The organism is Chitinophaga sp. 180180018-3, assembly GCF_037893185.1.
In the GTDB taxonomy this organism is placed as follows: domain Bacteria; phylum Bacteroidota; class Bacteroidia; order Chitinophagales; family Chitinophagaceae; genus Chitinophaga.
This window is the reverse complement of record NZ_CP140772.1, coordinates 4,820,226-4,845,761: the sequence shown is the minus strand read 5'-3', so window position 1 is coordinate 4,845,761 and position 25,536 is coordinate 4,820,226. Positions and strand designations below refer to the sequence as shown.

The window sequence follows — 25,536 nt, the reverse complement described above, 5'->3', positions numbered from 1 at the left end:
GTTAATTCTAAATAATAAACAATGAAAATAATACTGCGTTTTGCACTTATCCTCTTACTCATACCAGCGGGCGAAGCATGCAAAAAACAGAATGAACCAGCCGCTATCGCGCTGCAACATCCGAAAGTATTGACGGACCAATACCTCGAAGCATTGCGCGCATATAAAAAATCCGATCACCAGGTAGCGTTCGGATGGTTCGGCAACAGCGGCGGCGACGGCAAATCACCGGCAATGAATGTACGCTGGGAAAGCATCCCCGATAGTATGGATATCGTCAGCTTCTGGGGTGGTATGCCGGCAGACAGCAGTCCGCAAATGGCTGCCATGCGCTTTGCCCAGGAAAAGAAAGGCACTAAAATGGTACAGGTGACATTTACCAATGATCCATTCTTTACGCATTACGGTGGGGGCGACTTTCTCAAAAAATACAAGGATCCTGGCGATGAGGCAACACTGATACAGGGCTTTGAACTGGTGGCTAAGGCATTGGCCGACGAAGTGAATAAGAACCGCATGGACGGCATTGATCTGGATCATGAACCACATGTTTGCGGTTGCAGTAACTGGACTACGGTGTACACCCCACGTAATTTCGGATTGTTTCTCAAGGCACTGTCTAAGTACTTTGGACCGAAATCAGGTACCGGGAAACTATTGATCGTAGATGGAGAAATAGATCAGGTACCTGCAGATGCGGGCGCGGGGCTTAGCTATGCCATATCACAGGCTTATGGTACAAGCAGCCCGGGCAGCATCAACGGTCGCTATGGTGCTGTGTCAGGATGGCTGCCCCCGGAAAAGTATATCGTAACGGAAAATTTCGAAGACTTCTGGAAAACCGGCGGCGTGGATTACAATGATCCGGTCAGAGGCAAGATACCTTCATTGCTGGGAATGGCTTACTGGCAGCCGGCTGCAGGCAGAAAAGGTGGAATGGGCGCTTATCATGCGGAGTATGAATATGCCAATCCCACCATGCCATATCTGTATATGCGGCAGGCTATTCAAATCATGAATCCTGCCGTGCGGTAAATACATTTTTCTAACCAGTCTATTTATTTAAAATGAGATATCTCCATTTATTTTTCATGGCTTGTATTGGGCTGATTATAGCCATCTCCTGTAAAAAGGAGCACTACAGTGATGCTATCTATATCACCGGTACAGAGGAGAATGCTACTACTGCACTGAGTATCGATAAAAAACCGGTAAGTACCGCTGTTAGCATCACCGCTTCAGGCTTGGTCGCAAACGATATCACCGTACAACTGAGGGTAGATAACGGCCTGATCGACGCATATAACAAAGCCAATGGTAACAAAAGCTTCAAAGCCCTGCCAGATGGAACCTACAGTCTTTCTGCGGATCAGGTTACCATTAAAGCGGGAACCAATATCTCGAATGCCATCACACTCAATATCACATCGCCCGATAAGATTGCCGATGGTGCCGGATACCTGGTACCGGTGCGGATCAGCAGTGTGAGCGGCAACATGAGAGTGCTGGAATCGTCGAGGGTACTGTATATCCTCGTGCGGAAGGTATTGTATATGACAGTAGCGAGCCTTACGAATAATTATTTTAAAGTCGATTTCTCAAAGAATAACGATGCGCTGAAATCCATGAGTGCCGTGACTTACGAAGCCCGGGTGATGGTAAACAGCTTTCAGTCGTACAGTCCTTTTATCAGTTCGGTGATGGGTATTGAAGAGAATTTCCTGCTGCGTTTCGGAGACGTAACGATCGATAAGAGCCAGCTGCAAATGGCTGGTGGCGGCGCAGCACTGACAATACCAACGCCGTTTTCCACTGGTGTGTGGTATCATGTAGCCGTAACCTTCGATGGCAGTATCGAGAATATGTATGTAAACGGAGCGCTGGTGGCTACCAAGAGCCTCAGCAGAACAGTAGATCTGACCAGCGGCGATTTTTACCTGGGCCGTTCTGCAGGAGGACGCCAGCTCGATGGAGCACTGTCTGAATGCAGGGTATGGTCGCGGGCTTTGTCGAAGGCAGAGATCCTGAATGGCCTTTGTGGAGTAGACCCTGCCAGCAAAGGATTGGAGGCATACTGGAAGTTGAATGAAGGACAGGGTAATGTGGCCAGTGACATCAGTGGAAAAGGCCATAATGCCACGGCAGCAGGACCTGTGAAATGGATCGCCGGCGTCAGGTGCGACCAGTAACAACATCTTCTTACTGGTAATTATAAAATCAATTGTTTTTATGAAGAAAGAAAGATTAAAACATATCAGATCCCTGTTATTGATGGCGGGCTTTTTATGGGGAATGACAGCCTGTAAGAAAGATACTTTCAATACAGATGGATTGTTTGCATATACGCCGGCAGGCACCGTTTCAGCCGATACCTGGAAGCAGGATTACGTGATGGCCCGTTCCGGTATTTTCCCCGTGAACAAAGCTGGTTTCCCGGTATTACTGACGCGGGCATTTAAATCAGATGTACAGGTCACCGCCCGGATAGATACCAGTTTGATTGCAACATACGACAGCATCAATAACATAACATCTGCCAGACCACAACCCGGTACCTTTGTGCTCTCCGGTACAGGATCGGTTACTATAAAAGCCGGGCAAACAACATCTGCAGACTCCATTGTTGTAATGATAACTGATCCCGCGAAAATTGATCCCAGCAGGGTATATACGGTACCTGTAGTATTAAATATACCGGAAGATGGCGTACCGCTGAGCAGCAACAGAAAAACGATGTTCGTCAGGGTTGCCTTTAAAACCATCAATGTTGGTCTTAACGGATATCAGTCCGGCAATACCATTCCATTAACCATAAACCGTACGCCGGCGGGGGATGTATTTACCCCGCAGCAGGCACAATTCGGCGCCACACTCAATACAAAATTTTCTGCTAATCTCAGTGTAGGCGTTACCGTTGATAACACACTGATTGATGCATATAATACATCGAATAAGACAAGTGCAGTGGCATTTCCAGCAGGAACCTATAACCTGTTACAACAATTGGTAAACATCCCCGCCGGAGCAGTAACATCGACAGATACTTTCAACGTAGCGCCTCTCAATTCCGGTGCATTTACTCCCGGAAAAACTTACCTGCTGCCCATCAGGATAAAAGATGAAGGTCCGGTGGCGGCAGATCCTAAGAATAATGCGGTGTATGTTTCACTCACAGTGAAACTCCAGAACATCGATCCGGCAAATGGTAAAGTGACAGGAAATCAGGTCGCCAGAACAGGGTGGAATGCTATCGTCAGCTCTACAGAAAGCTATTATAGCCAGGCTTCCGCAGCTGCCGCATTTGATGGAGATTATGCTACAGGCTGGCAATCGAAAGTATTTGGCGATAACACGCCTGTATTCACACTGGACATGGGCAGCGCGCATAGCGTCAAAGGTTTTTCCTTTACGCCGATGTACTGGAATTTCTATGGGAGTACCTATATCTCGGCGCCTACCACTATGACAGTATACAGCAGCACCGATGGCGTGAACTGGACCGCCCAGGGCGATTTTTCCGGTACAGCCCCCCAGGGTAGTACGACTAATCCTGATTTCCGTTATATAAAATTTTATCAATCTGTTGATGGCAGGTATTTCCGGTTCGTGGTGACGAAATACTCCGGGTACGCCGCAGGTTTAGGGGAACTGCAGGCGTTCGAATAACAAGCGATTTCCTTTAATAAAGGACGGTACAGATGACAAAAGGGAGGTATTTCTACCTCCCTTATTTATTTTTAAAAAAATTTAATTTCATTTTTAGTAGCTTGTAAGCTATATGCAGCCAAAATCATTTGCATGTTAAAATAATCCTTTGAACGCTTCAACTTTACACCATCAATGACCACATTAACAACAACCCCTGCTCAGGCTGGGCAGGCAGCCGTACCTACTGCCGGTGACAGTGAAAAAAAAGGCCGGCTATATTCATTGGATGCTCTTCGCGGATTTGATATGTTCTGGATCATGGGAGGAGGGGGTATCTTTAATGCACTTGATAAGGCCACCGGTTCACCGTTCTGGGGCGCCATAGCCGAACAGCTGGAACACCCTAAGTGGAACGGCTTTCATTTTTATGATCTTATTTTCCCGTTGTTTCTGTTTATGGCCGGCGTATCAACGCCTTATTCGGTAGGCCGTGAACTGGAGAAGGGGAAGAGCCGCAGCCAGCTCCTGGCGCGGGTGATAAAGCGGGGCCTGATGCTGGTATTGCTGGGAATTATCTATAATAACGGCCTGCAGCTGCAGCCGATATCGCAGATACGTTTCTGTAGCGTATTGGGCCGGATCGGACTGGCTTATATGTTTGCCAATATTATTTACCTGTATTCAAAAGAAAGGGCGCTGCTGATCTGGTTTGCAGCGATCCCCGTTGCTTACTGGCTGTTGCTGAAATTTACGGCGGCCCCTGGATTTGCGCCCGGAGATCTGACGATGGAGGGCAACTTCGCATCTTACCTGGATCGTTGTATTGTACCCGGAAAATTGTACCTGGGTATCCATGATCCGGAAGGCGTTGCATCCACTTTCCCGGCTATCAGTACCGCATTGCTGGGAATTATTACCGGCAACCTGCTGCGTAATAATGGGGTGCCTGCTATGAAAAAAGTGGGGATCATGAGCATTGCCGGAGTAGCATTCATTATACTGGCGCAGATATGGAATCTCGATTTTCCTATTAACAAGAACCTGTGGACCAGCTCCTTCGTATTGCAGGTAGGTGGTATCAGCTTGTTGCTGCTGGCATTGTTTTATTACGTCATCGATATTTTGGGGTACCAGCGATGGGCCTTCTTTTTCAGGGTTATCGGGATGAATTCTATCCTGATATACATCTCAGGGCATTTTATAGACTGGGGTTATTCCAATAATGCGTTCTTCAAATGGCTGGAACAGTTGACAGGGGATCCGTTTGGGGCGGTTGGATTAGCCGTGACGCTGGTTTTAGTGAAGTGGGCGTTCTTGTACTTTATGTATAAGAAGAAAGTGTTTTTGAAGGTCTAGGGGAAATATTTATAGAGGCGTGATATGTTCTGTTGAAGGCATATCACGCTTTCAGCACAGGTAGTTTAAGTAATGTAATAATTGATAAAATTTTCTTGATATGTGTTTCCCGAGGACATATTTTTGAAATAATCCAAACAGGATGGTTCATTTCAAGGTACCCTGAATCCGTGATAAAATAGCTCAAATAGCATCTGTCAATGTCTAGTCCGAAATATGCTGTATCTTCGGCGTTTTATTATTAACCCTTTTCATAAACCCTAGACCCGTATGGTAGCAAGTCAGATTCAAATAAAGCATAGACAAGAATACACTGGAACACGCACGCTGAAAACAAAATATATTGCTGAGATTACACATAAAGGCTTGAATGATTACAAAGTATTGTCATCCGATCATCAATTAATTTTACAGAATAAAGTAAATGCCCATATAGCTAAACTCAATGAAAGATGGAGCAAAATAGTTAATAAAGAAAATGTTGTACGTAGTAAGGAGGAAATTTTAAGGGATGCAGACAAACGAAATAAAGAAGCGCGTGATGCCTTGAAGGAAATAGATGATATTTTGATCTATACGTTGGATATTGACGACACTGTTGATTGGGAAATGTTGAAAGATAAGACGAGATTTAGTGTTCCCTATCCGGGTGACGATCTGCCCAGGTTGATTTCAGCAGTGCGCAAGCCATTGGCACCATCGGTGTTATCCTATCCGCAACAGCCTGATATAAATGAGTTCCAGCCTAAGCTTACCTTTTTGGATGGTCTTATAAAGTCAAAGAAGGATGCGAAGTTTCAGCAGGCAGAAGGTCAATATCAGCATGCGCTGGATAAATGGAAACAGATTTGTGAAAGTCTAGATCGTGAGAATAGTGCCATTAAAGAAAAGAATAATAATGATCTTCTTAAATACGATAAAGAAATTGAAAAGATAAAACAACGTAATGCGCAAAAAGTTGAAGAATGGAGCCAGGAGAAGGCCGCATTTCTGAAGCGTCGGGAAGAGGCTAATTATAAAGTCACACTTCTCAAAGAGGGGTATTTTAAAAAAGAGGCAGGTTCTCTGTTGGAATACTGCGATCTTGTATTAAATAACTCCAAATATCCTGAGTCATTCCCCAAAAGTTTCGAACTTGACTATAATCCGGAAACAAAAATATTGGTAATTGACTATGCCCTTCCTAATCAGGAACAATTGCCGAATATAGCAGAAGTTAAAGTAGTAAAAGGTGAGGTTAAAGAGTATCCTGTATCCGAAGTTCAGATACAGAAGATGTTTGATGCCGTGATGTATAAAATTACACTAAGAACTATACATGAAATATTCGAATCCGATGCTGCAAACGCGATTGATGCAGTTTCGTTTAACGGATGGGTCAATGCTGTAAATAGAGCAAATGGAAACAGAGAGAACAATTGTGTTCTTACAATTCAGGTGAAAAAAGACGAGTTTATGCAGATTGATCTTGGGCATGTGGATCCCAAGATCTGTTTTAAAAATCTAAAAGGTGTTGGAAGTAGTAAACTTAGCGGATTAACCCCTGTGCAACCAATACTTCAGATAAGCAGAACTGATGCTCGATTCATTAATTCCTATGATGTTGCAGACTCTCTCGATAGTTCAACCAATTTGGCTTCTATGGATTGGGAAGACTTCGAACATCTCATCCGGGAAGTATTTGGAAAGGAATTTAGCACAAATGGCGGTGAAGTTAAGGTGACGCAGGCAAGTCGCGATGGAGGAGTGGATGCCGTTGCTTTTGATCCGGATCCGATTCGGGGAGGTAAAATCGTTATCCAGGCTAAACGTTATACAAATACAGTAGGTGTTTCCGCCGTAAGAGATCTATATGGAACTGTTATGAATGAAGGTGCTACTAAGGGCATTTTAGTTACCACTGCTGACTTTGGTCCGGATGCGTATGAATTTGTTAAAGGGAAGCCCCTTACGCTGATGAATGGAGCTAATCTTCTTTATTTACTCCAAAAGCATGGTCATAATGCAAGAATAGATCTTAGAGAGGCAAAACAAAGTTCAAAATAATAATCTTAAACATATTTACTCAGATTACAGACTGATTTTGGCGACGTAGATATTATCCTGTTAACATGGGAATTCAGCAGCAAACCTGTGAAGGTTATTGTTAATAGCTGGTTAACAGCTTCGTTTTTTCAGCGTTGCCTTAGCCAATCATCGTGTTTACGAAATCACATTCCGGGATGTAAATCAGAGGTATATCTTTGTATCAGGTTTTTCATAGGATATGGTTAAAATATTGGAGGGCGGTATTCTTACCGCCTTTTTTAATTGGCTTGTTTATCCAAAACAGAAAGATAGTGTCAGGAATGTGACGTGGTAGCGTTTTCTGGTGTATATAAGATACACTACCTATATGAAGCCTAAAGTACAGGAAGAGGTAGGCATTGTTAACCTTATCATTTAATCATGAATAACGAACGAAAAGAAGTCATGCTTACTGATGAGATTCTCATCAGTAAGATTTATTATGTCAGGGGACATAAGATAATGTTAGACCGTGATCTGGCTGAGTTATATGATGTAAAACCTATACGGCTGAGAGAACAGGTTAAACGTAATATGAGTCGGTTCCCTGAGAATTTTATGTTCCAGCTGACAGATGAAGAGGTGGAAAACATGGTATCGCAATTTGCGATACCTTCCAAAAAGCACCTGGGTGGCTATTTCCCATACGTTTTTACTGAACATGGGGTATTGATGTTGGCAAACGTGCTGCGCAGCGATCGGGCCATACAGGTCAGTATCCGCATTATTGAAATTTTCGTGAAGATGCGGGAAATGTTATCGACACATAAGGATGTTTTATTAAAACTGGAACAGTTGGAGAGGAAGTCGACCGACCACGATGCCGAAATACAGCTAATTTTTAAATACCTTAAAGAATTGCTTACTCCACTGCAGGAGCCGCTTAACAAAATTGGTTTTACCCGTCATAACCAATAAATCAACTGATACTGTTAATAGCTGGTTAACAGCCACATTTTTTCAGCGTTGCCTTAACCAATCATCGCGTTTACGAAATCACATTCCGGGATGTAAATCAGGGGTATATCTTTGTATCAGGTTTTTCATAGGATATGGTTAAAATATTGGAGGGCGGTATTCTTACCGCCTTTTTTTATGTCCATATGTGAGTGGAGTTTTTGTGAGAATGCGGATAATTGCCGGAGTTGAACGAAATACTTGTTAATAGCTGGTTAACAGCCTCGCTTTTTCAGCGTTACTTTAGCCGATCATCGCGTTTACGAAATCACATTCCGGGATGTAAATCGGGGGCATATCTTTGTATCAGGTTTTACATATAACATGGTTAAAATATTGGAGGGCGGTATTCTTACCGCCTTTTTTTATGTCCATATGTGAGTGGAGTTTTTGTGAGAATGCGGATAATTGCCGGAGTTGAACGAAATACTTGTTAATAGCTGGTTAACAGCCTCGCTTTTTCAGCGTTACTTTAGCCAATCGTCGCGTTTACGAAATCACATTCCGGGATGTAAATCGGGGGCATATCTTTGTATCAGGTTTTACATATAACATGGTTAAAATATTGGAGGGCGGTATTCTTACCGCCTTTTTTTATGTCCATATGTGAGTGGAGTTTTTGTGAGAATGCGGATAATTGCCGGAGTTGAACGAAATACTTGTTAATAGCTGGTTAACAGCCTCGCTTTTTCAGCGTTACTTTAGCCGATCATCGCGTTTACGAAATCACATTCCGGGATGTAAATCGTGGGCATATCTTTGTATCAGGTTTTACATATAATATGGTTAAAATATTGGAGGGCGGTATTCTTACCGCCTTTTTTATATCCGGATGTTGTCTCTCGTGAGAAGTTATAAAATCTACAACTAATCCCACTCCTTTATACAAGCATTTCCCCTCTTTCACTATCACCCCACTTCCAACGAATACCTAAATTTGAAAAACTACATCATTACTAATATGAACCGTTTTACAAATAAAGTAGCCTTTATTACCGGCGGAAACTCTGGCATTGGAAAAGCAGCCGCCATCTTAATTGCCCGGGAAGGCGCCCGCGTAATGGTCGCAGACGTTAAAGAAAATCAGGAAGCCTTAAACGAAATCCTGAAAGAAGGCACGGATGCCCGGTTTGTGAAATGCGATGTATCCAGGCCCGAAGAAGTGGAGCGGGCAGTTGCTGAAACAGTGGCTGTTTTTGGTTCTCTCGACGTAGCGCTTAACAACGCCGGCGTTGTTGATGCCTCGCTATTGCATGAAAAGACAATCGAAGAATGGCAGCGGGTGCTGAACATCAACCTCAGTGGCGTGTTCTACGGTATGAAATACCAGATTGCTCAAATGCGCAAACAACCGGGTGGCGGCGCTATCGTTAATATGGGCTCAATTATGAGCCAGGTAGGAGAGCAGGGGATTGCCGCTTACGCCTCTTCCAAACACGGTCTTGTTGGCTTAACGAAAGTGGCTGCGCTCGAAAATGCAACCAATAATATTCGTGTAAACGCTATCGGCCCGGGGTATATCGAAACGCCGCTCCTGATGGATAATTCCGCCTCAGGCGCAGAGTACAGAGCCTATATGGAATCAAAACACGCCATGAAAAGGCTCGGAAAACCCGAGGAAATAGCCAAAGTATTTCTTTTCCTGGCATCCGATGATGCCAGTTTCTGTACTGGAGCATACCTGCCGGTCGACGGTGGTTACCTGATACAATAGCATTGAGGATGTTGTTGCTATGATGAAGGTTGCTCCTTAATAAAACGGGCCGGGCTCCTGTCCGGCCTTTTTTGCATTTAAATATTGATTAACTTCGATGTATTAATCTGATATCACCAAAATAATCAGGACATAAACTTAAAACAGGACAAAGATGAAACAGACAATTTTAGGAGCAGGAGGCGCAATCGGAATCGAACTGGCAGCTGAGTTATCAGGTTATACTAAAGATATTCGTCTTGTTGGACGAAATCCCCGGCAAGTAAATCCTTCCGATGAAGTATTCAAGGCCGATTTGTCCGACCGCTGGCAGGTTTTTAAAGCTATTGAAGGTAGCAGCATCGTATACCTCACCGTCGGATTTGAATACAACATCGCCATCTGGCAGGTACAATGGCCCTTGCTGATACGAAATGTAATAGATGCCTGCCTGGAATATGGCGCCAAACTGGTTTTCTTTGACAACGTATATGCTATCGGCGGCGACAATGTTAAACACATCACCGAAGAATCGCCCTTCAGTCCGGTTAGTAAAAAGGGAGAGGTAAGAATGCAGGTAGATCAGACTATCCTCGACAGTATCGGGAACCGGAACCTGGAAGCGATTATCGCCCGTGCCCCGGACTTCTTTAGCGATATCAAAGGCAAAAGCCTGACGATGAATCTCATCTACGACAATCTGCTGAACGATAAAGAAGCTGCCTGGTTGTGCAACGCTGAGGTAATTCACAGTGTTGGCTATACGCCGGAACTGGCAAAAGGAACGGCTATACTCGGAAATACCAACGATGCATACGGACAAATATGGAACCTGCCAACCGATCCTCAGCCGGTTACCGGTGCTGAATGGATCCGCTTATTCGCAGCTGAAATGGGGAAGAGTGATAAATTCCAGCTACTCTCCGCCGACACTATAAAAGAATTGGGTGCGGCCGACCAGATCCTGAAAGAGATTTATGAAATGCTTTATCAGTATGATCGTGACTACTATTTCGACAGCAGTAAATTCAACAAACGATTTAATTATACACCGCTGACGAATGCCCTGGCAGTGAAGCAAACAGTGGAGAGGCTGGCACAATAAATTCCCATCAGATAATAAGAAGCCTGTATAAGCACAATGTTTATACAGGCTATTTTAATTAGTTCAGTTGTGCAATTAATCCCCCAACAGTTAGTATATTATATCCAAATTCTGATGTAGATGCTCGAGCACTTTCCTTTCTATCTTGCCCTGTTACTGGCAATCATATTGCTGATAATGCTGGCGAACCGGATAAAGGTAGCCTATCCTGTATTGCTGGTGATGGCCGGTTTACTGATAAGCCTGATCCCCGGCATTCCCGTATTACATATAGATCCTGAGCTCATTTTCATCATCTTTCTGCCACCATTGTTATATGAAGCGGCATGGGCAATATCCTGGAAGGAATTGTGGCGCTGGCGCCGGATCATCGGCAGCTTTGCATTTGTGGTAGTATTTCTGACCGCATTATCTGTGGCATTTGCTGCCAACTATTTCATTCCCGGTTTCTCACTGGCATTGGGATTTGTGCTGGGTGGTATCGTATCACCTCCTGATGCGGTGAGTGCGGGAGCCATCCTGAAATTTGTGAAGGTACCCAAACGAATGTCGTCGATACTGGAAGGCGAAAGCCTGCTGAATGACGCTTCATCGTTGATCATATTGCGCTTCGCTATGGTAGCCGTTGGCACCGGGCAATTTATCTGGTACCATGCAGCATTGAGTTTTGGCTGGATGCTGATAGGAGGGATTGGCATCGGTATCCTGGTAGGAATCATATTTATGAAATTACACAGGTACCTGCCTACGGATGCCAATATGGACATTATCATGACGATTATTACCCCTTACGTGATGTATATTTTGGCGGAAGAAGTACACAGCTCGGGCGTACTTGCGGTAGTGAGCGGTGGCTTGTTGTTATCCAACAGGCGGCATCATTTTCTGAGTAGCACCTCCCGTTTACGGGGCATCAATTTCTGGGAAAGCGTGATATTCGTATTGAATGGAATCGTTTTCCTGATGATTGGTTTAGACCTGCCGGAAATTACAGCCGGCCTGAAACAGCAGGGGATAAGCTTTTCCGAGGCAATGGGATATGGATTAACGATAACCGCCGTGTTGATTATTGTGAGGATTTTGTCTGCCTATGGCGCAGTGATCGTTACCCTGATCGCCCGCAATTTTATCACGGTAGCGGATACACGAAATCCAGGTTACAAGGTACCCATTATCATGGGATGGACGGGCATGAGAGGCGTGGTGTCGCTGGCTGCTGCCTTGTCGATACCAGTTTATCTGGATAAAGCAGGTACTATCCCATTTCCTCAGCGGAACCTGATCCTGTTCATTACTTTTATTGTTATCCTGGTTACCTTACTGCTACAGGGGCTCACGCTTCCTTTTTTAATCAGAAAGATTACGCTGCCCTCCTTCGATGATTATCTTCCGGAAGAAGAAGCTGAAACTGCCATCCGGAAAGAATTAGCCAAAGATGCCTTGCGCCGCCTTAAGGCGGATTATCATGATCAGCTGGCCACCCACCCAGTGTTGCAACGGTTGGCCGAAAGGTGGACTGACATCAGCGCTCAGGAAGGAACACTTGAAATGACAGCTACAGGCAAGCGCGTGTATCAGGAAATCCTGGGTCATCAGCGGAAATGGCTGGTGAATAAGAATAAGACGGACCCGAGATTTGATGAAGATGTGATCAGGAGATATTTATATCAGATAGACATTGAGGAGGAGAAGCTTAAATATTTGTAGGCAATGGGAATTACCATCCCTATCTCCGCCCCACCTTATCTATCACCTGCTGCAACAACCGGTCAAACTCCTTAGGATCCTCAATCATAGGATAATGCCCCGTAACACCCATCCGGAATAAACTGTAATCAATCTTATTCTTCAGAAATCCACTCGTATCTGTAGGAATATAGTCACTGTTAATCAAATACAGCGTCTTCTTTAACTGCGGAAGTTTTGCGTCAATCGAATACGCATCTGACCCCTCCAGGCAATCTATCGCAATAGTCGGATCAGCACTGTCTATATCGTTCATCACCCTGCGACGAACCAGGCTGTCGGTCGACGATGAGAAAAGTATCGCCGCAAATTTATTTACGGTGTTTTTATAATCCATCCGCGCGGCTTTATAAAAGTCTGCTTTTTCTTTTTCTTCCTGGGCCGTTTCCGCAGTTCCCACGTTTTTGAAATTATCGATACCTACTACTGCTATTACCCGGCCTGTATCCGTTAACGCTGTTTCCAGCGCAATAGCGCCACTCATAGAATGCCCGACCAGGATAACATGCTTCAATGCCAATGCGCCCATCAGGGAATTTACATCCCGGGCGAAATCTGCCACCGTCCAACTTTTCCTGTTCTTCCCCGATTCTCCGAAACCTGGCAGGTCGAGGGTCACTACGCGGTATTTTCCGCTAAAGTGAGCCGCCTGATCTGCCCAGTAACCCCTGTTAATGCCCCAGCCATGGATAAATAACAAGGTGGTGTCTCCTGTCTTGCTATCATCATATACAATGTTTACTCCCTGGTCTGCTACTTTTATTTTTTCTGTTGACAGGGAGGCTGAAGAAATTGTGCTGCGTCCGTTATTGCAGGCCGATAAAATAGCCAGTACGCTTATTAATATAGTTGTTGTTTTCATATAATAGTATCTATATTAGGTTGTGTAGTTTAAAGCTAACTATTTTTTCGTGATTAGATGAAATCATTACCCACGTAGCAATATAATCCGTATATGACAATGTTGTCCGGAAATGAACAGCGCTGTTTCGAAAACGAACACCTGCCGGTACTTGGTATATCAAGCACCCTGATAATCAATATCGTATACCCAACCTGGCTATTGGCATTGTTGCTGCACAATATTAACACCAGTAAATCTATACTATTATGTTCAAAATATATCTCAAGACTGCATGGAGGATGTTCATAAAGAACAGCACATCTTCAGTTATCAATGTCAGTGGACTTGCCCTGGGAATGGCGGTGGTCATCCTTACCGGTCTATGGTTATATGATGAACTGTCGTTTAATAAATACCATGAGAACTACGACCGTATTGCGAAGGTTTCATTAACTGGAGTCATGAAAGAAGGACCGCAGATAAGCTCCACGCTCTCTTATCCACTTGCCGGTGAATTGAAAACTAACTATAGTGACCTGTTTGCCCGTTTAGTCAGGGCATCTTCTGCGCAGGAATGTATCCTTGCTGCAAAAGATAAGAGAATATCCAGCGTTGGCCAGTACATGGATGATCCGGCTCCGGATATGTTCTCCCTGAAAATGATCAGCGGAAGCCGTAATGGCTTGCAGGATCCGCACTCAATACTGCTTGCCGCGTCTACTGCACGGGCATTGTTTGGAAATGCAGATCCTGTGAATCAGATGCTGCTCATCAATAATAAATCAAACGTGAAAGTCACCGGGGTTTATGAAGACCTGCCCCTGAACACGGATCTTGCCCAAACTAAGTTCATCGCACCTTTCCCGCTCTGGGTGAGTGAGAACGACTGGATTGAAAAATGGGCGCAAAGCGATTGGACTAACCACTTCCTGAAGCTCTTTGCTGAAATTAAGCCTGGGAGTACCTTTCAGGCTATTGATAAGCAGATAGCAAATGTTGAAATTGAACATATCAGAAAAATAGATGACGACAATTACCGCCAGCTGCTGAGTTATCAGCCTAAACCAGTGCTGGAGCCTATGAAAGACTGGCACCTTCATAATCACGATAGAAAGAGCGCTACTGCTCAACCGGCACAAATGGTTTGGATGGTGGCATTGATCGGCGTATTTGTACTGCTGCTTGCCTGTATCAATTTCATGAATATCAGCACCGCCCGCAGTAGTAAAAGAGCCCGCGAAGTGGGAATACGCAAAGCAGTTGGGTCCGGAAGAAGGCAACTGATCTGGCAGTTTTTTGCTGAGTCAATCTCCATCACTGCATTGGCATTCCTGTTCGCATTGTTGCTGGCTACTCTTTCGGTCGACTGGTTCAACCAATTGACAGGAAAACAAATGCTGATTCCCTGGAAACAGCCAGCTTTCTGGGGCATTAGCGTGGCGTTTATTATTGTTACCGGACTTATAGCAGGCAGCTATCCCGCAATATTTCTTTCTTCATTCAATCCTGTTAAAGTGTTGAAGGGCTCTTTCCTGCAAGGGCATGGATCAGCTATGCCCCGTAAGGTGCTGGTTGTATTTCAATTTGCCATGTCAATTACATTGGTCAATTGTACCATCATTGTGGCGAGGCAAATAATGCACGCTAAAGAACGGGCTGCCGGATATTCACGGGATGGTTTATTGATGGTGCAAATGAAGTCGGACGACTTTTACGGAAAATATGACCTTCTCAGACATGAACTGCTGGAAACCGGCGTTGTGGCCGGGTTTTCAGAGTCGATGGGAAAGGTAACGGAAATCGCATCCGGTAACGCCGGTTTCCATTGGCCGGGCAATGACCGGGCAGAAGAAGAACAGTTTGGTACATTGGCGGTTTCGCCGGAATATGGTAAAACAATAGGATGGCAGTTCATACAGGGCCGCGACTTCTCCCGGGAATTTGCCAATGATTCAATGGCGATGATTATTAATGAATCGGCAATGAAAGTAATGGGGCTGAAAGATCCGGTAGGAACGGATGTAACCTGGACCTGGTGGGCGAATAAATCGCAGGTGCTCCGTTATAAAATTATCGGTGTTGTGAAAGATATGATTATGGAGTCGCCGTTCGACAACGCCAAGCCAATCGTATTTTATCAGAAAGGACACAATGGCGGAGTCAGTTGGATCCTGATTAAAATCAAGCCCGGTGTGGCATTGAAGCCTGCATTGGCAAAGATTGAAGCCACCATGAAGAAACTGATTCCTGCCGCTCCCTTTGACTATACGTTTGCAGACGACGACTACAATATGAAATTCCTGGCTGAAGAAAGGATCAGTAAACTGGCGGGATTTTTTGCAACGCTTGCCATTGTTGTTTCATGCCTGGGATTGTTCGGACTGGCATCCTATATGGCTGAACAACGAACACGCGAAATCGGTATCCGGAAAGTACTGGGCGCATCTGTGATGAATATATGGAGTATGTTGTCGGGAGAATTTGTACGGCTGGTGTTCATCTCCCTGTTCATCGCTATCCCGGTGGCCTGGTACTTCATGCACCATTGGCTGCAGCATTATAATTACCGGACTGATTTATCGACCTGGATTTTTCTTTTGTCGGGATCCGCAGCCGTATTGGTAGCGTTGCTTACCGTGAGTTTTCAGGCAGTGAAGGCGTCGCTGGCAAATCCGGTGAAGAGTTTACAGACGGAATAAAAAGGTGGGCATAGGGCACCTCTTAATGAATTCTTAACATACCATCTAACCCCAACTATTTTACTTTTGCCCTACTGTCTGCCAATGGAACCTTCAACAAAATACGATACGGCCAACGGGATTTTATTTAAGGAGATTTACCTGGCTTATTGGGATACCCTTTACCGGATTGCCAATAAAAAGATCGGCTATACCCAGGACGCCATGGATATTGTACAGGATACCTTTACTTATGTATGGCAGCAATTCCCGTTCCTTCAGCTGGAGGGCGCAAAAACCAGGTCTTTCCTGATCACCTGCCTCTATTACAGGATCTTCGGTTTCCTGCGCTCAAAAGGACTGAACGAAAAACATTTGCAGCATTTTCAGACTTATCTTGAAAATGAACTGTGTACCGACCCCGGATACAATGCCCGTGATATGGAAGCTGAACTGGAAGCTATTAATATCGCCATCATGGGAGAGCTCGATCGCATGCCGGAACGTATGAAACAGATATTTATCCTGAACCGCTACGAAAACAAGTCCATTGAAGAAATAGCCCACCTCTACGCCATCGCACCCAAAACAGTGAAAAACCAGCTCAGCGACGCTATGCGCCGGCTGAAAGACTTCGCCAATTCCTATCCTGCCACTGCTTTATTGCCACTGATCCTGTGGTTCCTGGAAGATCAGGGTTGATAATAATTTCTTAACGTAAGATACCCGGGACTTTTTCCAGGTTGTGCTCTAACTGTTTGTATGGAGCCAGATAAACAAACACCAGGTGAAATTTTAAACCGCATTTTTAACGGAACTGCCAGCGAAACGGAAAAAGACATGATCCGCCAGTGGATGCTGTCGATGGATGTATCCGACCCGGCAACCGCTTCGGAAGAAGAGCTGCAGACGGCCAAAATCACAATGCTTGCCCGGATTATGGACGCATCTTCCACTCCCGTGCAGCCTTCCCGCAGGAATGCATTGTTAAAAGTCCTGACAATGTGGAAAGCTGCCGCCGCAGTAGTACTGCTGGCCATTGCTTCCTGGTTCTTTATCAACCGTGGCGCCAGAAACCGCCAGCAGAAAGATCCCATCTATACCGCTATTGCTGCCACTGAAAGAGATGCCAAACATATTAAACTGCCTGATGGCTCTGAAGTATGGCTCAATGCACGCTCTAAACTCGAATATGTACAAGACCTGTTCAATAAAGAAAACCGTTGTGTGAGACTCACCGGCGAAGGCTATTTTGAAATCACCAAAGATGATGCACGGCCTTTTATTGTAGCATCGGAGAACATCGAAACTCGCGTACTCGGTACCGCCTTTAATATAGAAACCTACCCGGGTGAAGCTGAAATCAGGGTAGCGCTGGTGCATGGTGCCGTAGCGGTAAAAGATATACATACCAATAACTACACCCTGCTGCACCCCAATGAAATGCTGCGTTATTCAAAAGGAAATAAAAAATGGGGCGTGGTGCCTTTCTCTGCCAACATGGTCCGCAACTGGCTGAACGGACACCTGATCTTCGAAGAACTGCCGCTGTCGGATGTTTTGGACCGCTTCGCCTATAAGTATGGCATCGCCCTGCAATACGATAAGGAGCTGGTAAAACATAAGAGAGTTACGGGCGATTTCAGTCCTGATAAATGGCAAACAGTACTCGACAATATCCTTTTCATACATAAACTAACGTATACCACTAAAAACGGAATTGTATATATAAACAAGCGGTAATCACCACCCTTATTCAACAAGTTTAAAAATGGATCATAAGATTAGAAAGAAATTGGCATATAGCCGGTTCCTTAAGGCCATGCTATTGACCATACTGTTCCTGCAACTGGTACATACCGGTCAGGCGCAATTAGGCAGCCTTAAACAAAAAGTGGATCTCAGGCTGGAAAATACTACCGCCCTGGCAATCATCACTGCGTTGAGTCATCAGTCGGGCTGCTCATTCTACTATACCGCCTCAGAACTCGGCCGGATCAAAGTAGCGGCTTTCCTCGCCAACGGAACACTGGGGCTGGCACTGCAAAAACTCAAGGTGGTGGCGCCGCTCGACTTCAGGGTATCTGGTAACAGTGTGTCCGTACAGGTAACTACTGCGTCAGCACCACTAAACGGAGATACTACGGCGTTACATGTCTTCAAAGGACATATAACAGACGCTAAAACCGGTAAGCCGGTGCCACATGTAGAGGTATATGCCCAGGAAAGCCATGTTTCCGCTTCAACAGATGGCAACGGCGACTTCCAGCTACGCTCAAAAGCTGCGCACGACCTGCTCATCTTTTCCCGCGCAGGCTACGCCAGCCAGGTGATCACCGCTTACCCGCATACTGCGGTAGACCTGAAAATGATAGCAGATAACAGAACATTGTCCGGTGTAACCGTATCTTCCCGCCGCCGTATGAACAGCGAGGCCGCCCTGCTCAATGAACGGCAGCACGCCGCCATTGTATCAGACGGGATCTCGGCCGAAAATATTGCGAAAACGGCCAGCATCACCACTACGCAGGCCCTGCAACGGGTTTCCGGGGTTACCATCACCGACGATAAGTATGTGGCCGTAAGAGGCCTCGGCGATCGTAGTGTGATAGGAGAGCTGAACGGCATCCGCCTGGCTTCTTCCGACCCCGACAGAAGCACCATTCCGCTCGATCTCGTACCAGCCAACCTGCTGGATAATATCGTGGTATACAAAACGGTAACACCCGATAAACCTGCCGATGCTTCCGGTGGAATTGTGGAACTGAAAACACTATCTATTCCCACGAAACAAACGCTGAGCTTCACTGCAGAAACAGGAATGAATTCCAATGTAGGATTCGGTGGTAAGGTGAACAGCTTCTATAACAGCGACATGGGATTCTGGGGTAGCAAAATCAAATCCCACGACCTGCAGCAGAATTTCCTGGACCTCAGTAAACAATATCCTGGCGGGCTTTCACAGATCCAGCAGCTGGCATCAGGAGCTAAAAATGATCCTGCTTTGCTGTCGGAGGTCAACCGCATCAATGGTATCATGCACCAGTTCGATCCGGTACTGACTACCCGCTATAAAAAAGCACCGTTAAACGGCATCTACAACATAACCTATGGCAATTCCTTTTCATTGTTCCGGCAACATAAGCTGGGGCTTATTCTCAGCGGTAGCTATTACAACCGCACTACAGATGTGTCTGATGGTACACTGAATCAATACAGCATCTACCAGGGCGTGATGACCGGCAACCCGTCTATCGACGAGTCGCGTAACATCCCTGCATACATTACGCCCAATACGCCCAACCTGGGGAAGTATGTTGGTTATAGAGAAAATACCGGTACGCAAATGCTGAACTACGGTCTGCTGGGTGGACTGGCCTATCGTTTCAATCCTAATCATGAAATCAGTTTTCAATACATGGGTAGCTGGGGTGGTGAAACGCAGGCTACGAGCCTTACGGGGCAGTATGCCTATGTTACCGGCCTTACTGGTCCGGTGTACAGCAATATCTATTCGCTGAAACAAACTTACCGCACCTTCAATACCTACAATCTCCAGGGTGAGCATAAATTCGGCGACGGAAAATATGCGCCCCGCCTTAGTTACAACGGCGCCTCTTCCCGCTCCGTGCAGGACGATCCGGATTATCGCTTTATCAATCTCGCCGATTACAGGCCCGCCGGTGGCGGTTACTACGGGGTACCCACTCCCGATGTGAATGGTTCACATTATATGGGCGTAACCGACTACTACGCACAGGTATCCGGCTATGTAAACGGCTTTGGCCCCTATGGTAAAATACAGGCCGATCCTAACGGACGCCGTTTTCGGGGGATGACAGAAACGAACTATAACTACAAGGCGGATGTAAGTTTCCCGTTTGGGATACATGGCCTGGACCAGCTGTTTAAAATAGGCGCGAACTATCTGTATCGCGAGCGTAACTTCTCCGAAAACGTATTGTCGTTGCCTGGCTCCAACTTCTCAACACTGAAGCAATACCCCATGTACCTGGTGTACGGCAACCTCGATCGCCTTGTAGGATACGACCAGGTAGGTATTCATCTGCCTACATCCTCCTCACCGGAAGGCATGCCCCTGGCCAGCGGTTTTCTTTATAATATCAGGAAATCACCAAACAACTATACAGGCTTTTATGAGACTAATGCTTTCTATGGTATGCTGGATCTGCATCTCCTCAAAAATCTGCGTCTCACTGGCGGGGTGCGTTTTGAAAAAACCAATATTCAAAGCAAGGTGGATACCTCAGGCATTTACATTGACCCATCGCTCTCGGAAGGCGGAATAAACCTCGTGTATATCGACCCGGTATCTAAATACACCACTAAATACAAACCGTATTATTCTGCAAACCTCACGTACTCCCTGCACGACGACATGAATTTCCGCCTCGCTTACGGTACTTCACTGGCGCGCCCGGAAATACGGGAACTGACCAACGTGTTTGAATTCGATCCTTTCCAGCAGGCACTGGTAGTAGGTAATCCGCGCCTCGTTAATCAGCAGACGAAAAGCTACGACTTCCGCTGGGAGTGGTTTCCCAATAAAGGTGAAGTACTGGCGGCGTCTTTCTTCGCCAAAGAAATCAGCAATCAGCTGGAGAAAGTATTTATACAGAATTCAGACGGGGTGAATGCCCTGTACCCGGAATTCCCTACGGTGGCTTATCAGAACAACCCGAACACGGGGCATGTGTGGGGAATAGAGCTGGAAGTAGTGAAGAACCTCGGTTTGCTGTGGTATCCATTGCGCAATTTTTTCCTGGGCTCCAACCTGATGGTGGCATCCAGCAATGTGCGTAAAAATAATGAACGCCTGGATGCAGCGCGTATCATCGACCGGCAATCGCCCGAGAAAAGTCCGCTCTTCGAGCAGGCGCCTTATTCCATCAATGGCTTCCTGAATTACGCCAACGAAAAACTGGGCACCGATCTGACCGCCACTTTTAACATGGTAGGAGAGCGGTTGATACAGGTGAACATGGATGGTGCACCGGACCTCTACAGCCGGCCTACACCAATACTGGATTTTGTATTCAGCCAGAAAATTGCAAAAAGACTGGTGATAAAAGGATACGCCAAAAACTTACTCAACAGCGCATATGAAGAGGTGTACAGCAACCCGGGTACCGGCGGCAAATACTATGGCACAAAGTATATCAGACGAAGCTACCGCCGTGGTACGGAATATATGCTGGGCCTTACTTACAATCTCTTCTAAAAAATAATTCCTGCAAAATATGAGCATTAGAACTACAAAAGCTTTTTTTCATACTATGTTCGCCGCTGCATTGCTGGTCACCGCCTGCAGCAAAAACAAAACGGACATACGGGCAGGTAATGAACCTGATTACAGCAATATGGCGAAATCGACCGTGAGGTTGGTTACCTTCGATTCCTGGGATGTAATGGTGAATGGTATCAAAGTAACCAACTGGTACTTTACGCTGCCCACAAGCCCGGTACCGAACGTACCATATCCTACACCGTATTTTCCAGCCAATGGTAAATTGAACAGCACCTGGTACCTGCCCCAGCAATTCCTTGACAGTAAGGGACAGGCGGAAATTAAAACGGGCAACCCGGGAGGATCTTCCATGCCCGATTTCCTGGCAGATTCTTTTGTGGTAAAGGACGATTATTACCAGCCTTCCGATTATTACCTGGGAACCAGTGCTGTGGATCATTTAGGAATGTACAGCGCTACCCGTGTACCGCGTACTACGGCACTGCCGGCTGATCCATCGCATATACGTATCCGGCTGGTCAATCTTTGTACAGCGATAGGTAATGGCGGCGCCAATGGACTTACATTGGCCTTTGCAGATGGAACGCCGGTAAGCAGTGTTACTTCAGGTATTACCAATCATACCTGGTCCAACTACGTTGAGTTGCCTTATGGTACTTACCAGTTCAAAGTGCTGATTGACGGCTCGGGCTTGCAAATCCCCGGTAAACCACCTACACCCACAGAGGCTTTTTCGAATGATAATTATTCTCTTGGTGGAACGCAGGTATACTACGGTACTGTACAAACTTTCCAGCCCGGCGGCGTGTATACGATAGCGGTAGCGCGAACTTCAGGATATAAGTATAAAGAATATCCGCTGGCACTCAATACATTTTCCATCATCACCGATATTGACCCGCCGGCAAATGTCACCTATAGCCGTATACAGGTAGTGAATGCTGCTTTTGAAGGAGAAGGCGGATTACATATACAGGTAGATGGAAATAATGCTCCGGCAGTGTCTTATGGGAAAGCCGGGGATTATATAACGCTGGCGGCAGGACGTCACCATATCATCATCACTGACGTCTCCGGAAAAGCAATAATCGAAAAAAATATAGACCTGAAAGGTGGCGATAACCAAACGGTATGGGTGTATCCTACCGGCGACAACGCAGCCGCCCTCACAGTAACGTCCAACAACATGGGCGGTATCAGGGCTATTGGTACCAACGTAGATGGTTCCGACGGGGCCAACAACATATACGATCCGCTTAAATTCGGAATGCTGGTACAAACCAGGTTCCTCAACCTTTGCCCGGAATTGCCCGAAGTAACATTCACGAATGTGAACGGTGCGCTGTTCCAGGAATCGAATTTCTCCGCTGCCGTGGCAGCGCAGCACCTGCAACCCGGGCAGGCGCCGTCTCCTTCCGCCGTGCCGTATCCTTATGTGGATCTGCAAATTGTTACCGGGGGCAATGTGCAGGCTTACCGTTCACAACCCGGTGTGCTGCCGGGCGACAGGCTCACGACTGTTCCTGTGTTAACGGCCGCTGATTTTGTAAAGATGCCATCTGCCTTCTTCCTGAACGGCAACTACGGTGCTGAGCCGGGTGTATATACGGTGGCACTGATCGGGCGTAACAATGCGGGCAGACATCCGCATATGATCGTGATAAAACATAACCAGTAACAAAGACAAGTAACTATACGATGACACATTTCCATATTAACAGGATACCGTTTGTGTTGGGCTGCCTGCTGCTGATAGTGGCCGGTTGTCGCAAAACAACATACAACGTGATCCCGGAAGCAGCCTACCTGCGGGTGTTCAACAGCCTTAACTACGATGTGAACGTAACTTCGAAAGACCAGCCGCCGCCTTTCCTGACGATGGTGATAGACCCGGAGTACGATGCTACCGGCCTGATCACCGGCGGAAAAATAGTAGGCGATCACCTGGATCAACGCAGCGCTTACGCCGCTCCTTATCCGGCTAATGCAGGTAATACCTCTTATCGCAATACGGAATACCCGGGTAGCAAGAAGGTGCTGGTTGGCCCGATCCTGAATGGCATCAATCTCTCCAGCTGGGCACAGATTCCTTCGGGCAGGCACCGGGTGTTATTTTACAGCCGCCCGATCAGCGAAATGCCGTTCTTCAGTTTGCAGGAGCGCGACCGCAAAAGCCTGCTGATAGACAGCACCATTGATTTTACACCGGGAGAGATTTACACCATGGAGGTGTTGCAGAAAACAGTAGCCACGCAATACCCCTTGCCGGTAACGCTGTACCTGCGGCAGGAGCAGTTTGCTAAAGTGCCTTTCTCTGATTCGATGTTGTATGTCAACATCTATAACCTGAGTGCAGCAGGGTATGCTGCCGCCAATCCCGGTGTGGCTCCCCGCGGTCTTGCATTCTATTATAACGCCTATAACAAATGCACCGCTTATGGCGATACGATGAATCTTTATTATTCTCTTTATAAAGATGATTGCTCTTATCCCTATGCCGACGGCTCGCCAACAGGTACTGCTTTAATACCGGGCTACAACAATATCTGGCTGGGTACGGTGATTCGTTCTCTCACCGCAGGTGTAGCCCCTTATTACAGTGTACCCATGTTTGCGGCGCCGGATACTACAGGTGGCATTCTGAGCCGGCAGTGGGAGCTGTTTATTCTCATGCAACCCGGACTGACCCCGATGCCCGGACAGCTGGCCGTAGCCGGAAACTATGGCCTGGGGGCGGCCAATGCGAGATTTGGCGCTATCGGCTGCAGTAACGGCAGCAACGATGGCAAAGGCACTACGTCCCGCGCCGCCATCAGAAGCGTTCCCCGCCTGGGCAATACCCAATGTCTCGCCAGCTGCTGGCTGCCCAACCTGATCAAATACACCGCTTCCGGCCAATATGCCCAGCGCTCTTTTGCCACGATCAGCTCAATCGAGATCATCAATAACCAGGTGTATATGATGAGTGTGCAGCGCAATTATCCACCCCCATCCAATTGATGTATTTATAAATCAGAAAATATAACTTAAATGACTATACGAAAATATTTATGCTGGATCGTACTGCTACTGCTATTGGTGGCTGCCTGTAAAAAACCGGACTTTGAATCGGTGCAACAGGGGCAGGGTACTGGTACTATCACCGGTTATCTCAGTAATAACTTCGATTTCTCTTTGTTTGTCGCCGCTGTACGCAAAGCAGGACTGGCCGACAGCCTGGACAGGGCGGAATCCGCTTTTACAGTACTGGCGCCGGTAAACAGTGCTTTCAATAAAGACGGTATCTACCAGCCGGCCGATTTTGATAAATGGCCGACAGACAGTTTGCGGTATTTTGTGAGAACACATATTCTGCCTGTCAAACTTTTTTACAGTGATATTCCATTGTCGTCAGACAACCGTTATGAAAACCTGAATGGCGCCCGGTTGTACGTGTCTCGCTCTACCGTTGGCACGCCGTTGGCCGTAAATGGTGTGGTGGTGCAGCCACAGCCGGCTCTGGGAAATGCAACTGCTGTGAAATTTGGGATTACGCAGCTGAATGGAGTGATCTATCCACTGATTACTACGCTGAAAGTATTGCCGGTTACTGTGCAGGAGTTCCTGAAGTCGAGACCGCAATATTCCCACCTGGTAGCGGGGTTGACGAAATTCGGATATTGGGATCAGCTGGCCGGTAACGGACCGTTCACCGTTTTTGCACCGCAGGATTCCTGTTTCGAGCACCGTGGTATGACGCTCGACAGCATCAGCCGGATGGCCACCAGCTCTTATGATCCGGTGGTATTTGGTGGTTACTTCCTCACACCCAACCATATCTTTATCCTCGATATGATACAATTGCCGCCACCGTCAGGCGTGTTTTTCCTGGCATTTACCACGCCGTCGCCCCAATATAAAATGATCGTCTGCCAGTCGGCCTTTGGAGCAGGGGTAGGCGTGGTTACCGCGGCATCAGCCTCCATTAACAACCCGGTGGGGACAGGGCCTTATATCACTAATCCCTGGGGCGATCAGGGTACCAATTTCCTGGGAGAATCACGGATTGTTTTGTCTGTGACCACCTTCAAGGGCACTTATATCAACTATGCCTGTACCAATGGTATTGTGCACGCGATGGCAGACATACTGGTAATGCCCGCCAACGTAACAAAATAAGCGACCGTCTATCTA

General features: G+C 46.5%; 17 protein-coding genes. 16 read left to right on the top strand and 1 reads right to left on the bottom strand.

All coding sequences use genetic code 11. From position 1 onward, the window contains the following. Nucleotides 1-21 precede the first annotated feature (21 nt). The 9 genes from UNH61_RS18875 (at nucleotide 22) to UNH61_RS18835 (ending at nucleotide 12,533) form a co-directional block, all read left to right on the top strand. Complete coding sequence (locus tag UNH61_RS18875) at nucleotides 22-1,035, top strand: glycoside hydrolase family 18 (RefSeq protein WP_326993543.1); 1,014 nt, start codon at nucleotides 22-24, stop codon at nucleotides 1,033-1,035. A gap of 32 nt (nucleotides 1,036-1,067) precedes the next feature. Further along, a complete protein-coding gene (locus tag UNH61_RS18870; RefSeq protein WP_339070236.1) occupies nucleotides 1,068-2,189 on the top strand; it encodes a DUF1735 and LamG domain-containing protein in 1,122 nt (373 codons plus the stop codon). A 40-nt stretch (nucleotides 2,190-2,229) separates the two neighbouring features. After that, nucleotides 2,230-3,666: a DUF1735 domain-containing protein gene (locus tag UNH61_RS18865; protein WP_326993541.1), complete on the top strand. Its 1,437-nt coding sequence runs from the start codon at nucleotides 2,230-2,232 to the stop codon at nucleotides 3,664-3,666. A gap of 174 nt (nucleotides 3,667-3,840) precedes the next feature. Further along, the gene (locus UNH61_RS18860) at nucleotides 3,841-5,004 is read left to right on the top strand and encodes a DUF5009 domain-containing protein (protein ID WP_326993540.1); all 1,164 of its coding nucleotides are present in this window, start codon (nucleotides 3,841-3,843) and stop codon (nucleotides 5,002-5,004) included. Between the two features lie 270 nt (nucleotides 5,005-5,274). Beyond that, nucleotides 5,275-7,050 carry a restriction endonuclease gene (locus UNH61_RS18855; RefSeq protein ID WP_326993539.1) on the top strand — a complete coding sequence of 592 codons (1,776 nt, stop codon included), beginning with the start codon at nucleotides 5,275-5,277 and terminating at the stop codon, nucleotides 7,048-7,050. A 402-nt stretch (nucleotides 7,051-7,452) separates the two neighbouring features. Next, complete coding sequence (locus UNH61_RS18850) at nucleotides 7,453-7,989, top strand: ORF6N domain-containing protein (protein ID WP_326993538.1); 537 nt, start codon at nucleotides 7,453-7,455, stop codon at nucleotides 7,987-7,989. 1,000 nt (nucleotides 7,990-8,989) lie between these two features. Beyond that, nucleotides 8,990-9,742 (top strand): SDR family oxidoreductase, encoded by a 753-nt coding sequence (locus UNH61_RS18845; protein WP_326993537.1) that lies wholly within the window; start codon nucleotides 8,990-8,992, stop codon nucleotides 9,740-9,742. 154 nt (nucleotides 9,743-9,896) lie between these two features. After that, nucleotides 9,897-10,826, top strand: coding sequence for an NAD(P)H-binding protein (locus UNH61_RS18840; RefSeq protein WP_326993536.1), 930 nt, complete (start codon nucleotides 9,897-9,899; stop codon nucleotides 10,824-10,826). A 120-nt stretch (nucleotides 10,827-10,946) separates the two neighbouring features. After that, nucleotides 10,947-12,533, top strand: coding sequence for a Na+/H+ antiporter (locus UNH61_RS18835; protein ID WP_326993535.1), 1,587 nt, complete (start codon nucleotides 10,947-10,949; stop codon nucleotides 12,531-12,533). A gap of 19 nt (nucleotides 12,534-12,552) precedes the next feature. On the opposite strand, the gene UNH61_RS18830 is transcribed toward UNH61_RS18835, so the two are convergent. Beyond that, on the bottom strand, nucleotides 12,553-13,434 hold the full coding sequence (locus tag UNH61_RS18830; RefSeq protein ID WP_326993534.1) for an alpha/beta hydrolase: 882 nt from the start codon (nucleotides 13,432-13,434) through the stop codon (nucleotides 12,553-12,555). Between the two features lie 248 nt (nucleotides 13,435-13,682). On the opposite strand from UNH61_RS18830, the gene UNH61_RS18825 reads away from it, so the two are divergent. The 7 genes from UNH61_RS18825 to UNH61_RS18795 all read left to right on the top strand — a co-directional run bounded on the left by UNH61_RS18825 (nucleotide 13,683) and on the right by UNH61_RS18795 (nucleotide 25,521). Further along, nucleotides 13,683-16,115 carry an FtsX-like permease family protein gene (locus UNH61_RS18825; RefSeq protein WP_326993533.1) on the top strand — a complete coding sequence of 811 codons (2,433 nt, stop codon included), beginning with the start codon at nucleotides 13,683-13,685 and terminating at the stop codon, nucleotides 16,113-16,115. 84 nt (nucleotides 16,116-16,199) lie between these two features. Next, the gene (locus UNH61_RS18820; RefSeq protein ID WP_326993532.1) at nucleotides 16,200-16,796 is read left to right on the top strand and encodes a sigma-70 family RNA polymerase sigma factor; all 597 of its coding nucleotides are present in this window, start codon (nucleotides 16,200-16,202) and stop codon (nucleotides 16,794-16,796) included. A gap of 60 nt (nucleotides 16,797-16,856) precedes the next feature. Next, entirely contained in the window at nucleotides 16,857-17,837 is a 981-nt protein-coding gene (locus UNH61_RS18815) for a FecR domain-containing protein (protein ID WP_326993531.1), read from the top strand. 28 nt (nucleotides 17,838-17,865) lie between these two features. Next, the gene (locus UNH61_RS18810) at nucleotides 17,866-21,336 is read left to right on the top strand and encodes a TonB-dependent receptor (RefSeq protein WP_326993530.1); all 3,471 of its coding nucleotides are present in this window, start codon (nucleotides 17,866-17,868) and stop codon (nucleotides 21,334-21,336) included. Nucleotides 21,337-21,355: 19 nt separating this feature from the next. After that, a complete protein-coding gene (locus UNH61_RS18805; RefSeq protein ID WP_326993529.1) occupies nucleotides 21,356-23,041 on the top strand; it encodes a hypothetical protein in 1,686 nt (561 codons plus the stop codon). Nucleotides 23,042-23,061: 20 nt separating this feature from the next. Further along, nucleotides 23,062-24,363 (top strand): hypothetical protein, encoded by a 1,302-nt coding sequence (locus UNH61_RS18800; RefSeq protein WP_326993528.1) that lies wholly within the window; start codon nucleotides 23,062-23,064, stop codon nucleotides 24,361-24,363. A 30-nt stretch (nucleotides 24,364-24,393) separates the two neighbouring features. Then, nucleotides 24,394-25,521 carry a fasciclin domain-containing protein gene (locus UNH61_RS18795; RefSeq protein WP_326993527.1) on the top strand — a complete coding sequence of 376 codons (1,128 nt, stop codon included), beginning with the start codon at nucleotides 24,394-24,396 and terminating at the stop codon, nucleotides 25,519-25,521. The last annotated feature ends 15 nt before the right edge of the window (nucleotides 25,522-25,536 follow it).

Excerpts from the sequence above, each read along its gene's own strand:
- UNH61_RS18805 (WP_326993529.1), top strand. The coding sequence starts at position 21,356 with ATGAGCATTAGAACTACAAAAGCTTTTTTTCATACTATGTTCGCCGCT.
- UNH61_RS18875 (WP_326993543.1), top strand. The coding sequence starts at position 22 with ATGAAAATAATACTGCGTTTTGCACTTATCCTCTTACTCATACCAGCG.
- UNH61_RS18800 (WP_326993528.1), top strand. The coding sequence starts at position 23,062 with ATGACACATTTCCATATTAACAGGATACCGTTTGTGTTGGGCTGCCTG.
- UNH61_RS18810 (WP_326993530.1), top strand. The coding sequence starts at position 17,866 with ATGGATCATAAGATTAGAAAGAAATTGGCATATAGCCGGTTCCTTAAG.
- UNH61_RS18845 (WP_326993537.1), top strand. The coding sequence starts at position 8,990 with ATGAACCGTTTTACAAATAAAGTAGCCTTTATTACCGGCGGAAACTCT.
- UNH61_RS18850 (WP_326993538.1), top strand. The coding sequence starts at position 7,453 with ATGAATAACGAACGAAAAGAAGTCATGCTTACTGATGAGATTCTCATC.
- UNH61_RS18860 (WP_326993540.1), top strand. The coding sequence starts at position 3,841 with ATGACCACATTAACAACAACCCCTGCTCAGGCTGGGCAGGCAGCCGTA.
- UNH61_RS18825 (WP_326993533.1), top strand. The coding sequence starts at position 13,683 with ATGTTCAAAATATATCTCAAGACTGCATGGAGGATGTTCATAAAGAAC.
- UNH61_RS18795 (WP_326993527.1), top strand. The coding sequence starts at position 24,394 with ATGACTATACGAAAATATTTATGCTGGATCGTACTGCTACTGCTATTG.
- UNH61_RS18855 (WP_326993539.1), top strand. The coding sequence starts at position 5,275 with ATGGTAGCAAGTCAGATTCAAATAAAGCATAGACAAGAATACACTGGA.
- UNH61_RS18830 (WP_326993534.1), bottom strand. The coding sequence starts at position 13,434 with ATGAAAACAACAACTATATTAATAAGCGTACTGGCTATTTTATCGGCC.
- UNH61_RS18840 (WP_326993536.1), top strand. The coding sequence starts at position 9,897 with ATGAAACAGACAATTTTAGGAGCAGGAGGCGCAATCGGAATCGAACTG.
- UNH61_RS18870 (WP_339070236.1), top strand. The coding sequence starts at position 1,068 with ATGAGATATCTCCATTTATTTTTCATGGCTTGTATTGGGCTGATTATA.
- UNH61_RS18865 (WP_326993541.1), top strand. The coding sequence starts at position 2,230 with ATGAAGAAAGAAAGATTAAAACATATCAGATCCCTGTTATTGATGGCG.
- UNH61_RS18835 (WP_326993535.1), top strand. The coding sequence starts at position 10,947 with ATGCTCGAGCACTTTCCTTTCTATCTTGCCCTGTTACTGGCAATCATA.
- UNH61_RS18820 (WP_326993532.1), top strand. The coding sequence starts at position 16,200 with ATGGAACCTTCAACAAAATACGATACGGCCAACGGGATTTTATTTAAG.
- UNH61_RS18815 (WP_326993531.1), top strand. The coding sequence starts at position 16,857 with ATGGAGCCAGATAAACAAACACCAGGTGAAATTTTAAACCGCATTTTT.